Origin of the sequence: Pseudobutyrivibrio xylanivorans, assembly GCF_010906925.1 — a bacterium.
In the GTDB taxonomy this organism is placed as follows: Bacteria; Bacillota; Clostridia; order Lachnospirales; family Lachnospiraceae; genus Pseudobutyrivibrio.
On sequence record NZ_VTVE01000001.1, the window covers coordinates 1,271,727 to 1,283,924 of the forward strand.

Annotated in this window: 11 protein-coding genes; all 11 read right to left on the reverse strand. The window is 37.6% G+C overall.

The features are described 5' to 3' along the window. Positions 1-2: 2 nt before the first annotated feature. Entirely contained in the window at positions 3-1,148 is a 1,146-nt protein-coding gene (gene nspC / locus F0Q01_RS05955) for a carboxynorspermidine decarboxylase (protein WP_090487645.1), read from the reverse strand. Between the two features lie 19 nt (positions 1,149-1,167). Then, entirely contained in the window at positions 1,168-2,427 is a 1,260-nt protein-coding gene (locus tag F0Q01_RS05960) for a saccharopine dehydrogenase family protein (protein ID WP_090487240.1), read from the reverse strand. Positions 2,428-2,442: 15 nt separating this feature from the next. Next, on the reverse strand, positions 2,443-3,315 hold the full coding sequence (gene speE, locus F0Q01_RS05965) for a polyamine aminopropyltransferase (protein ID WP_090149985.1): 873 nt from the start codon (positions 3,313-3,315) through the stop codon (positions 2,443-2,445). Continuing rightward, entirely contained in the window at positions 3,315-4,763 is a 1,449-nt protein-coding gene (locus F0Q01_RS05970; protein ID WP_090487243.1) for an aminotransferase class I/II-fold pyridoxal phosphate-dependent enzyme, read from the reverse strand. The genes speE and F0Q01_RS05970 overlap by 1 nt, the downstream gene beginning before the upstream one ends. Before the next feature lie 79 nt (positions 4,764-4,842). Continuing rightward, positions 4,843-5,607, reverse strand: coding sequence for an ABC transporter permease (locus F0Q01_RS05975; protein WP_090487246.1), 765 nt, complete (start codon positions 5,605-5,607; stop codon positions 4,843-4,845). An 11-nt stretch (positions 5,608-5,618) separates the two neighbouring features. Continuing rightward, positions 5,619-6,689 (reverse strand): sulfate/molybdate ABC transporter ATP-binding protein, encoded by a 1,071-nt coding sequence (locus F0Q01_RS05980; RefSeq protein WP_090487250.1) that lies wholly within the window; start codon positions 6,687-6,689, stop codon positions 5,619-5,621. 158 nt (positions 6,690-6,847) lie between these two features. Further along, positions 6,848-8,248 carry an MATE family efflux transporter gene (locus F0Q01_RS05985; protein ID WP_090487253.1) on the reverse strand — a complete coding sequence of 467 codons (1,401 nt, stop codon included), beginning with the start codon at positions 8,246-8,248 and terminating at the stop codon, positions 6,848-6,850. A gap of 15 nt (positions 8,249-8,263) precedes the next feature. After that, positions 8,264-8,698 carry a pyridoxamine 5'-phosphate oxidase family protein gene (locus F0Q01_RS05990; RefSeq protein WP_090487256.1) on the reverse strand — a complete coding sequence of 145 codons (435 nt, stop codon included), beginning with the start codon at positions 8,696-8,698 and terminating at the stop codon, positions 8,264-8,266. 12 nt (positions 8,699-8,710) lie between these two features. Then, positions 8,711-9,754: an ABC transporter substrate-binding protein gene (locus tag F0Q01_RS05995; RefSeq protein WP_090487259.1), complete on the reverse strand. Its 1,044-nt coding sequence runs from the start codon at positions 9,752-9,754 to the stop codon at positions 8,711-8,713. Positions 9,755-9,766: 12 nt separating this feature from the next. Next, positions 9,767-11,038, reverse strand: a complete 1,272-nt coding sequence (locus F0Q01_RS06000; protein WP_090487262.1) for a radical SAM protein — start codon at positions 11,036-11,038, stop codon at positions 9,767-9,769. Positions 11,039-11,399: 361 nt separating this feature from the next. Continuing rightward, a complete protein-coding gene (locus F0Q01_RS06005) occupies positions 11,400-12,188 on the reverse strand; it encodes an ABC transporter ATP-binding protein (protein WP_090487265.1) in 789 nt (262 codons plus the stop codon). Between the last annotated feature and the right edge of the window lie 10 nt (positions 12,189-12,198).

Here is a 12,198-nt window from a genome sequence, read left to right on the forward strand (position 1 = left end):
ATTTACGATAATCGATTTTTAAAATCCTCGTATCCAAATTTCTTTATTAATTCTAGACTGCCATCTGCCTTCAGCAGGTAAATGCTAGGCAAAGGAATTCCATTAAATGTATTATTCTTAACCATTGAATAGATAGCCATATCTTCAAACACAAGTCTATCTCCTACTTTAATCTCATGGTCAAAAGAATAATCTCCTATAATATCTCCAGCCAGACAAGTATAGGAACTAAGTCTATATTCAAAAGGCTTCTCCCCCCACTGACCTGAATCCATAAGTGGTGGACGATATGGCATCTCTAAAACATCAGGCATATGACAAGCTGCCGAACCGTCCAAAATCAATGTCTTAATATCATTATCTACGATATCTAAAACCTCAGTCACAAAATATCCTGCATCAAGCGCAATTGCCTCACCAGGCTCCAAATACACCTGCAGGTCATAAGTGGTCTTAACATGCTTAATCAGAGAAATAAGTTTGTCAACATCATAGTCAGCTCTACTTATATGATGACCGCCTCCCATATTAAGCCATTTCATCTGTGGTAGATAATCTCCAAACTTTTCTTCAAAGGCAGAAAGTGTGGTCTCTAAGTCGTCGGAATTCTGCTCGCAAAGTGTGTGAAAATGAAGTCCTGTAACTCCATCCAAAACAGTAGAATCAGCCTCAAGAGCCTCCTTCAGCTTAACTGCAGTAACACCAAGTCTCGAACCCTTAGCACATGGGTCATAGATAGCATGGTCCTTCTGGGTAGACATCTCAGGATTAACACGAAGTCCTATCTCCACCCCATTGTCCAGGCACATATTTTTATATTTCATAAGCTGAGCCACAGAATTAAAGATTATATGGTCGCAAATCTGAACAAGCTCAGCCATATCCGCTTCCTTGTAAGCAGGAGCAAAAACATGATTTTCCTTGCCCATCTCCTCCTTACCAAGTCGGGCTTCGTAAATTCCGCTGGCAGTAGTGCCAGCAAGAAATTTTCCAATCAATGGGTATACAGCAAAATTGGAAAACGCCTTTTGTGCAAGCAAAATCTTGCATCCAGCCTCAGTCTGAACTCGGTCTAAAACCCTTAGATTTTCAATTAATTTTCCCTCATCTATAACGTAAGATGGAGTCTCAACTTTTGAAATAAACATCTCTACCTCAGTCAAATAATTAATCAACAAGCACTGGATTCTCTACAACCTGCCATGGCAAGCCCCACTTATTAAGTGCCTCCATGTATGGATCCGGATCAAATTCATCAGTTGTAAATACACCTGGATTCTTCCACTGTCCTGTAACAACCATCATGGCACCAATCATAGCTGGCACACCTGTTGTGTAGGAAATTGCCTGTGAGCCAACCTCCTTGTAGCACTCCTGATGATCGCATACATTATAAATGTAAATAGAGCGCTCCTTGCCATCCTTGATACCTGTAAAGATACAGCCAATATTTGTCTTACCAACAGTTCTAGGACCAAGTGATGCTGGATCTGGAAGAAGTGCCTTTAAAAACTGAATTGGAACAATTTCCTGTCCATTGAAATTGATTGGAGTTGTAGAAAGCATACCAACATTCTCAAGACAATTCATATGAGTAAGGTAGCTCTGTCCAAATGTCATAAAGAAACGAATTCTCTTAACCTCTGGCATATTACGTCCAAGAGCCTCAATTTCCTCATGGTGAAGAAGATACATATCCTTCTTGCCCACTCCATCAAAATCGTATTCTCTCTTAATGCTCATGGCTGGGATTTCAACCCACTTACCATTTTCCATATATGAGCCAGGGGCTGAAACCTCACGAAGATTAATCTCTGGGTTAAAGTTTGTTGCAAATGGATAACCGTGGTCTCCACCATTGCAATCCAGAATATCTATCGTATGAATCTCATCAAAATAATGTTTCTTAGCATAGGCTGCAAATACTGATGTAACACCAGGATCAAAGCCTGTTCCTAAAAGCGCAGTAAGTCCCGCATTTTTAAATTTATCCTCATAAGCCCACTGCCAGCTGTAATCAAAATATGCTGAAAATCCTAAGTCCTTGCATCTCTTCTCATATATTGCTCTCCACTGAGGGTCGTCAGTATCCTCTGGCTCATAGTTTGCAGTATCAATATAATCAACTCCTGCTGCAAGGCATGCATCCATGATTGTAAGATCCTGATAAGGAAGTGCCACATTAAGCACAGCATCAGGAGCATAATCCTTAATAAGCTTTGTAAGAGCATCAACATCATCTGCATCAATCTGAGCTGTCTTAATAACAGTCTTTGTTGTGTCCTGAAGCTTCTCTTTCATTGCCTCACACTTAGAGACAGTTCTGCTTGCAATCATGATTTCTTCGAAAACGTCGCTATTCTGGCAGCACTTTGAAATTGCAACCTGTGCTACGCCACCACATCCAATAATTAATAATCTAGCCATTTTATACTCTCCTATTTATACTTCTTTCTTTGCTGCTTTTTCTTCTTCAACAAGTAAATCCTCCACATACTTAGGCAGCATAAAAGCTCCCTTATGGAGATTGGTTGTGTAATACCAAGTCTTTATATCTCTGGCCTTCCACCTCTTAGCATTTAAATCCTTAAGTGGATGATATTTCTTAGAGGCAAATCCAAACATCCAATATCCTGATGGACAAGTTGGAATATGGGCCTGATATACTCTGTTAATTGGAAAACTCTTGTAAGCCTTGCGATGCATGGCTCTAAAGGCTTCCTCGTCCTCGTCGTAGAATGGGCTACCATGCTGATAAACCATGATGCCATCTTCCTTTAGGGCTCTGTAACAACTACCGTAAAATTCTCTTGTAAAAAGACCTTCTGCATAACCAAATGGGTCAGTTGTATCATTTATAATCAGGTCATATTTGTCAGTGCATCGACGAAGAAATCTCAGACCATCCATATGAGAAACAGTTACCCTCTCATCGTCAAAGCCCTTAGCTGTCTCAGGGAAAAACTGCTTGCTTATCTCAAGGAACATCTCATCTTGCTCTACCACATCGATGTGCTCAATCTCTGGATACTCTGTGAGAACTCTAGCCACTCCACCATCGCCTCCACCGATGATAAGCACATTCTTTACATTTGGATGAACAGCCATAGGCACATGAACAATCATCTCGTTATAGATAAACTCATCTGCATCTGAAAAAATGATTTCACCATCTAGAACAATCATCTTTCCAAGCTCCTTGGTTTCAAAGACATCTATACGCTGATATTCGCTTTGTGCACTATAGAGCTGCTTGTTGACACGAATGCTAGTTTTAACATCCTCCGTCTCTAATTGTGAAAACCAAAAATCCATCATCTAATCACACTTATGAGCTCAACTGTAGGGTCTTTTGTGCCCTGTAAGCTACATCCCTTTTCCTTTGCAAATTCAATATAGTCTATTATCTCTCTAGTGATTCTCTCACCCGGAGTAAGAATAGGTATTCCTGGTGGATAACACATAACAAGCTCTGCGCAGATTTTGCCGTCAGTCTGCTCAAGAGGGAGCTGTACTTTATCTGCGTAAAATGCCTGCTGAGGAGTCATCACGTTCTCCGGTTGAATAAATTCTCCGCAATATAAATTGCTAGAATCCTTCTCATAGAGACGCTTGATATCCTCAAGCGCTCCTACAAGTCGCTCAATATCCTGAATTCTATCTCCTATTGAAATGTAAGCTAAGATATTTCCAATGTCGCCAAACTCTATTTGAATGTCATATTCATCTCTAAGTAAATCGTAGACCTCAATACCGGTAAGACCAATTCCCTGTGTGTAAATAGAAAGCTTTGTTACATCAAAATCGTAAACGCTATCTCCGTCAATCAGCTCTTTACCATATGCATAGAAGCCCCCGATTTCATTTATCTCATTTCTGGCGTACTCTGCCATATGAGCCACTCTTTCAAAAGACTCCTGACCTCTAAGAGCAAGATTTCTTCTAGACAAATCAAGGCTCGATAGAAGCAAATAAGATGCACTAGTTGTCTGAGTTAAATTAATAATCTGACGAACATATTCTGCATCCATGTCTGGCCCGCAAAGTAAAATGGAACTCTGTGTCAAAGAACCGCCGGACTTGTGCATAGAAACTGCCGCCATATCAGCCCCTGCCGCCATACCAGAAATTGGAAGCTTGTCACTAAAATAAAGATGTGTTCCATGAGCCTCATCTACAAGCACCTTCATACCTCGCTCATGTGCAAGCTTTACAATCTCAGTAAGGTTAGAACAGATTCCATAATATGTAGGATTGTTAATGAATATAGCCTTAGCATCAGGATTTAAATCCATCACGCGTCTGACTTCATCCACCTCAACTCCAAGAGCAATACCTATCTCAGGATTAACTTTTACCTCAACATATACTGGAACCGCACCACAAAGCACCAAGGCATTGATTACACTCTTGTGCACATTTCTTGGGATGAGAATCTTGTCCCCAGCCTTACATACAGAAAGAATCATTGTCTGAACTGAGCTGGTGGTTCCATTTACCATAAGAAAAGCATGAGCCGCTCCAAAAGCATCGGCTGTAAGCTCCTCAGCTTCCTTAATAACAGAAATAGGGTGTCCCAAATTGTCCAGAGGTTTCATAGAATTAACATCAAGGCCAACACACTGTTTGCCAAGTAATTCTACGAGCTCCGGGTTGCCACGGCCACGCTTATGGCCAGGTACATCAAATGGGACCACCCTTCTTCTTTTAAAACGCTCCAATGCCTCGCATATTGGAGCTGCCTTTTGTTCATATTTTTTCACTAAATTGACCCCTTTTAACACTAAAAAATGCAAGTAAAAGTATACTTTGCACGGGGTTTCATGTCAATTACTATCCCTGTTATCTCACTCCAAATCTGTATAGAAATTTTTTCCCTAAAAATCTAAGAAGCATATCTGCCAATAGGCCAATTAAACCAAGAGTAAAAATTCCTGCAAAAATCCAATCAGTTCTATAGAAAAGTCGAGAAGTATAAATCAAATATCCCAAGCCTTCTGATGCTGCAAGCATTTCAGCTGCAACAATACAAATAATGGCACTACTCAATCCAAGTCTAACCCCTGTAAAAATATTTGGAATAGCAGATGGAAAAACAACAGTAAAAAATGTTCTTCTCTTGCTCGCCCCCATGGATTCAGCAGCTTCAATCAATGAATGATCAACACTTCTAACTCCTGCAATTGTATTTACCATAACCGGGAAAATCACAGCGTAAAAAATAAGGGCCACCTTAGATTTCTCCTCTACGCCAAACCACAACAGGAATAACGTAATAAAACCGATAGCTGGTACAAATCTAAAGAAATTTAAAAAAGGCTCAAACACATAGCTTGCCCATTTAAAATTTCCTACGCAAAGTCCCACTGGGATTGCAAATAAAAGTCCTGCTGTCCAACCTTTTAACACTCGGCTCATACTTACAAAAATATCAGTCCACAATGTACCACTTGTAACAAGGGTCTTCGCTCCATCAAGTGTAATGATAGGATTTGGTAAAAAATCCGGTGTATAAAACAATGAACCAATTGACCAAATTGCAAGTAATAATACCCAAGTGATTAATCCACTTTTTAACACTCTATTAATTATCTTTTTTATTTCCATAGCAGTCACCTCTAAATATAGTACATTTCTGGATTATCTTTAAGAATCTCATTGATTAACGTATATGCGTTATCATCATCAAAGGCATATAATCTCGTAACCTTAAAAAGAATGTCATCACCCTTCTTTGCTTGGAAATCATCAATCTGATGAGCCGCCTTTAATTCAATACCTTCATATTCAATAGTAAGTTCCATACTATTGCCTCTAAATTCAGTATGTACTATCTTTCCTGGCATATATGCAGATGATTGTTCCTTGTTGCCACTGCTATGAATGACATTTACAAATTCAGGTCTAATGGCAGCTTTTGGAGCACCCTCCTGTCTCGTAAAGCCCTTTAGCTTCTCATACTCATAATCTTCAAGAATCACAGAATCTCCAATAAACTGTGCCACAAAGGCTGTCTTTGGATTTCTATAAATATCAACAGGAGTGCCAATCTGCTCAACCTTTCCCTCATTAGTAATTATTAATTCATCAGCAACCTCTACAGCCTCATCTTGATCGTGGGTGACAAAAATACTTGTAATTCCAAGTTTTTCTATCATTTCCTTTAGCCACCTACGAAGGTCCTTTCTTACCTTTGCATCAATAGCTGCAAATGGTTCATCCAAAAGGAGCACCTGAGGTTCTGTAGCAAGAGCTCTAGCAAAGGCAACTCTTTGTCTTTGCCCTCCTGACAACTGATCAGGGAATCTTTTGCCAAGTCCTTTGAGTCCCACTAATTCAAGTAATTCCTCTACTTTGCTGTCTATTTCATCCTTAGACTTTTTTCTAATTTTCATGCCGTAAGCGATATTGTCATATACAGTTAAATAAGGAAAAAGCGCATAACTTTGGAATACGAATCCAATCCCTCGGTCTTGAACTGGAATGCCATTTACAAGTTTTTCATCTATATAAATATCCCCAGAATCCTGATGTTCAAGACCTGCCAGCATCCTTAAAATTGTTGTTTTGCCACTTCCACTAGGTCCTAGAAGCGCTACAAGCTTACCCTTTTCAATCTCTATATTTACATTATTTGATGCTTTAAAATTTCCAAAAGTCTTATTTATGTTTTCTAATTTTATGTACATAAGCCAGTCCTACCTTTTTTATTATGCGATGTCAATATAATCAAGTATCAATTCAACTGGTTCGCTAAATACTTTCTTTTTTACTTTTATCATTTACATACCAATTGGCGCTTATTTTTTTCCAATCAGATTTACCTTCTATATAATGCTCTACAGCCTCAATCTCCTGATAAAGAGCACTTACAATCAATATTTTGTTCATAACAATTATTCCTTATGTGATTATCGTAAATACGATTTTTTCTAACTTCTATAAAATAATAAAAAATGATAATAGATATAGCTCCTACAAAAACACTTAAAGGATTCGCAATTAAAACAGCATATTTTCCTATAAATGGAAAGGTAATATAAGCAAATGCCACTCGGCTTATTATGTTAAAAACAAAGCTCAATATTACCGGTCCCATCATCTTTTTTCCGGTAAACATACCAATGAAACATCGAAATACAACCATAAAGAACATCATCACAAGAATTGAAATCATGTAGCCCATGCCTTCATTTACTATTTGATCATCGGGTTCAGCTAAAAATAACGAAATCATATATCGCCCCTGAAAAACAATCAAAACTGCAAGAATTAATGCTAAAGCAAAACATAACCCCATAGCACTTTTTAACCCTTTCAAAACTCTTTCAGGTTTGTTAGCTCCTATATTTTGAGCTGTGAAAACAGATAATGCTTCTGCTATAGTAACAATTGGCATTGATGTTATTCCATCTATTTTTCCACCTATAGTCACACCAGCAATCATGGCATATCCGCAGCGATTTATTAAAGCCGATATGGACACAACTCCAATTGATAAAATCCCCTGTTGTAGCATTGAAGGTAGGGAAACTTTTAAAATATCTATAAAAGTATTGGACTGAAGCTTTAACGTTTTGCTTTCATCCCTATCAGTTCTTAGGGTAGCCATATATGTTCCTATAACAATTGCTGCCGGTATAAATTGGGCGATTACTGTAGCAAAAGCAGCGCCCTTCACCCCCATCTTAAAACCTCTAATAAAAATCAAATCCAACACTACATTGCTAATTGTGCTTATCAGTAAAGCTATAAAAGTTATAATTGAATTTCCTTTAGACTGAGCTAACGCTATTCCATAGTTAAAAACAAATACAAGTGGCAATCCAAGTACAATAATCGAAAGATAATTAGATGCATCTGCCCTTATTTCCAAAGGAACGCTTATTAGTTTTAAAAATGATTTAATTAATAAAAAACCAACACTGGTACAGGCTAGTGCCGCAGTAGAAACAAGTATTAATCCTGCTCTACTGCAAACTACAAAACCTTTTATATCTTTTCTCCCTACGCACTCTGAACATGTAACTGCAATTCCAGCTTTCAGCCCCATAATCACAGCATTAAAGATAAAAATCAGTTGGCTTACAGATCCTACAGCTGCAAGTGCATCATTACCTACATATCTCCCCACTATGTAAGTATCAATAATGTTATAAAGCTGTTGTAAAATATTGCCTATTGCCAAAGGAACTACGAACCATAATAGAGATACCATTACATTACCTGATGTCATATCTCTTTTCATGTCTTAATGCTCCTTTTAAACTAAGTCCTCAGCTTTAATCTCTACCTGCTTTTCCTCTGAAGAAAAATCAAGCTTCTTGATTCTCTCAACATGAATCTTGTAAATAACATTAATCTCTGAATTGTAATTAAGCTGTGGTCGTCTTTCCTTAATGAGCTCTACTGCCTTTTCAACTTCATCACCACTCAATTCATTAGCTTTTCCATATACTGTAATATTCTTTAATGATTGTTGTCCTTCATGTTGAAATACTGCTGCCACAGAAGAATTATTTTTAATATCTACAGTCTTGTCCGTTCCCTTAGAAGTTTGAAATACAATATCTGTTCCATCGATACTATAACCGCCAATATGTCTAAGATTAGGTGTGGTATCTTCTGTTACAGTTGCTAGTACTAAACTTTTATTATCATACAAATAATTCTGATATTCTTTTAATGTAAGTCCCATTTTTTGCTCCTATTATTCTGTTGCCTTCCAATCAACTCTGTCAGGGAAAGCTTCTGCCAAAGCATCTGTGTTAATGTATTCTTCAATCTTGTAGTTTGTATCAAATCTGCCATTCTCATAGCACCAATTCTTTATCTTTACCAAGTCATCATATGCTTCTTGCTCAAATGAATAGTAATGACGTCTTGAATTCCACTCTGCCTTGAATATTTCCTTATCAAGACCAGTATCTGCTGTAACCCACTCAGCAAACTCATCAAGATTTTCATCAATGTATTTAAATCCTTCTTCGCTGGCTTGTAGATATTTTGCAACTTCATGCTGATATGCCTGCAAATAAGATTCATCTGCAACAAGGAATGTGTACATGTAAATTCCTAAATCATCAATACCAATAACAGGTTTCCATCCTTTCTCCTCAAACTTTCCATAGTTTGCAGAGCCAGTCCAATATGCATCTCCACCACCGTTTGCTGCAAGTGCAAGAGCTTCCTGAACACTGCCAACATTTGTAATGGTTACATCCTTTGGATCAATACCATACTGATTGAACAATTCACCATAATAATACTCAAATACTACACCGGCTTGAGAAACACCGATATGACCTACCAAATCCTCAGGTTTTGTCACAGTATCGGGATTAGCATAGAGCTTGTAATTTGATGATTTGTCAATCATTGCAAATGCACGCAACTTACTATCAGAAAGCGTATTTCCAATTCTATTAACACCTGCATAAGTGGCAAACAAACCTATGTCTACTGTATCTGTTGTAATTGCATCAATTGTATTAATACCAGCTGAAAATTCAGTTGTTTCAAGGGTAATTCCCTGATCCTTTAAAAATCCTGTATGATTATCTAGAATTTTTAATAAGAAGTTATTATCTAATGAATTAACGCCTATACGAATTGTGAATTCATCTGGATTATCAGAACCAACCTCATCATTTGTTTTTGCTGAAACACTACTAGCATTGCTACCGCAGCCTGTAGCTGAAATTGTCAAAGAAAATGCCAAAAACAAGCTCACTATCAATTTATATATTTTCATCTATATTTCCTCCTATGCTGTCTTCTCTATAGCTGCAGAACCCTCGCCTTTGCTTGCAACTGAATCTTCACCTACAAAATGAACTCTATCTGCCTCATGTCTTGGAATATCAAGGTGATCCCCGTCAAGATCATAGAAATAATCAAAGATTGAATTTTCTACATTTGCTGAGTGATATAAGTCCTTATGTGTCAAACCATTTTGTCGTAGCAAATTATATGTTTTCTGGTACAAGTCAAAATACCATTCTGGTGATGGAGCTCTATGACCCTCAAGTTCAGAACCAGGATTTGGTGTCCAATGAAGTGGAATAGCCACTACGCCAAGTTCTGTTAGGTACTGAATGCCTTCTAAAAGAGTGGACTTAGGCTCGATACCAGCTACAAAGAATGAACGGACATTACCTTTTCCGAATACCTCTACCTCTTTTTTTAGAGCATTAATCCAATTTTCTCTTCCACCGCAAATCTGATCTTTGCCTGGGCAAATTGTCTTAAAGAAGTTTGCATCCCAAATTTCAAGGTTAGTTGATATGGCTCTATAGCCTGCCTCCTTATATTTTTCAATAACATCCAAATCACTTGGAGCACCTACACAAGCTGTACCACCAAAATCTGTAAGTCCTGTCACATCCTGAATTGCTTCAGCTACATCAATGTAATATTCTACCTCCCGTCGCTCAGGAACGAATCCGCCTGTAATAGTAATAGATTCATATCCCTCTTCTCTTGCCTTAGCATAAGTTTCAGCTATCTGATATGGTGTCTTCCAAGAGATGCCTTGGATATCAGCAAAGCGGCTCTTAGTTGCATTTATATTACAGAACTTGCAATCAAGACCTTTATCTTTGAGAGCACATTCATTGCTATAAGCAACTGTAACTTTTGTCTTACCTACTTCATTTGCAATAGTCTTCATGTTTACACCATCAGATGTCTTAAAATTATAAAATGCAGGCTTCTCAACAAATGTTATTTCACTAATTTGGTTTCCCTTTTCTGTAAGATAATACTTTCCATTTTCGTGCTCTACAGAAAATGGAGCATCATGTTTGTATGAAAATCTGATTCTGTAATTGCTATCAAGTCTTATAGCTGTTGGAAGTTTTGACTTTAAATAAGTCTCATGATTCATATCAAAACATGTTTGCATCTGCTCCTGAACTTTGTTCTCGAAATCGATTGTAGACACAACCTCTGGACTGATATAAACGCCCTCATTAGTTATCCTGTTATCAAGTTCCAACTGATTAAATAACTCTTCTCTTGTAATAGCTCGTGACATTTCATTCCTCCTTAAACATTCACATTTAATTTAGTTATTGAAAAACATTTACATAAAAAACTAGAGGCCTAAGACCAGGATTTTATCCCAAGTCTTAAACCTCTAGTTGTCTAGTCAGTATTAATAATTACCTGTGGCCTATTGCCTATTCTTTTCTAAAATATACCCGCAACAACAAAGGGACTGACAACACTCCATTACTACAACTGTATTCTTTTTCATCATCTTAGTTGTCTTCATAATAAATTCCCTTTCTTCTATTGCTGTTGTTTTTTTTGATTGATTGAATTATATTTTAGGATATATTGCAAGTCAATAGCTCTAGTTAATGAATATAATAATAGCCAGTTATAAATAAAAACTATATTATATACTCTATTTCGTAATCTACATCTGAGTCTTCAAAGAAATAATCGTAAATCTTTTTCTTATACTCAGCAAATTTAGCACTACCACGCTTTTTAGATTCCACAGGGTCTGTCTCTATTATTTCCTTAATCTCTCCAGGACGGGCAGACATTACCACGATTCTGTCTCCTAAGTATATTGCCTCATCAATATCGTGTGTAACCATAACCATGGTAGTCTTTTCCTTTTCCTGTATTTCAAGAATCTCCTTTTGCATCTGAATCCTTGTAAGTGCATCCAGTGCACCAAATGGCTCATCAAGAAGTAGAATTGTTGGATTATTAGCAAGCCCTCTGGCAATAGCGGCCCTTTGACTCATTCCTCCAGAAAGCTGTGCTGGATAGCTGTTTTCAAAGCCCTCAAGGCCTACCATTTTAAGGTGGCTAAGGACAGTTTTTTCCTTCTCTTCCTTTGAAAGGTCTTTTAATCCAAAGCCAACGTTGTCCTTAATTTTAAGCCATGGAAGGAGTCTGTGATCCTGAAAAACCATGCCACAATTTGGACCAGGACCATCTACTGGATGACCATTTCTTTCAACAGTTCCATCTTCATAATCTACTAGTCCACACATGATTTTAAGCAGGGTACTCTTTCCACAACCTGAATGACCTACAATAGTGATGAATTCACCTTCTCTTATGTCAAGGTTAATATCATTCAATACGCGTATTGGATTCTTATCAACAACAAATTCCTTATTCAGATTATGTATTTTTATAATGTTATTATCCTTAATGCCCATGGCTGTTCTC

Coding starts and splice junctions, on each gene's coding strand:
- nspC (WP_090487645.1), bottom strand. CDS start 1,148: ATGTTTATTTCAAAAGTTGAGACTCCATCTTACGTTATAGATGAGGGA.
- F0Q01_RS05960 (WP_090487240.1), bottom strand. CDS start 2,427: ATGGCTAGATTATTAATTATTGGATGTGGTGGCGTAGCACAGGTTGCA.
- speE (WP_090149985.1), bottom strand. CDS start 3,315: ATGGATTTTTGGTTTTCACAATTAGAGACGGAGGATGTTAAAACTAGC.
- F0Q01_RS05975 (WP_090487246.1), bottom strand. CDS start 5,607: ATGGAAATAAAAAAGATAATTAATAGAGTGTTAAAAAGTGGATTAATC.
- F0Q01_RS05980 (WP_090487250.1), bottom strand. CDS start 6,689: ATGTACATAAAATTAGAAAACATAAATAAGACTTTTGGAAATTTTAAA.
- F0Q01_RS05985 (WP_090487253.1), bottom strand. CDS start 8,248: ATGAAAAGAGATATGACATCAGGTAATGTAATGGTATCTCTATTATGG.
- F0Q01_RS05990 (WP_090487256.1), bottom strand. CDS start 8,698: ATGGGACTTACATTAAAAGAATATCAGAATTATTTGTATGATAATAAA.
- F0Q01_RS05995 (WP_090487259.1), bottom strand. CDS start 9,754: ATGAAAATATATAAATTGATAGTGAGCTTGTTTTTGGCATTTTCTTTG.
- F0Q01_RS06000 (WP_090487262.1), bottom strand. CDS start 11,038: ATGTCACGAGCTATTACAAGAGAAGAGTTATTTAATCAGTTGGAACTT.
- F0Q01_RS06005 (WP_090487265.1), bottom strand. CDS start 12,188: ATGGGCATTAAGGATAATAACATTATAAAAATACATAATCTGAATAAG.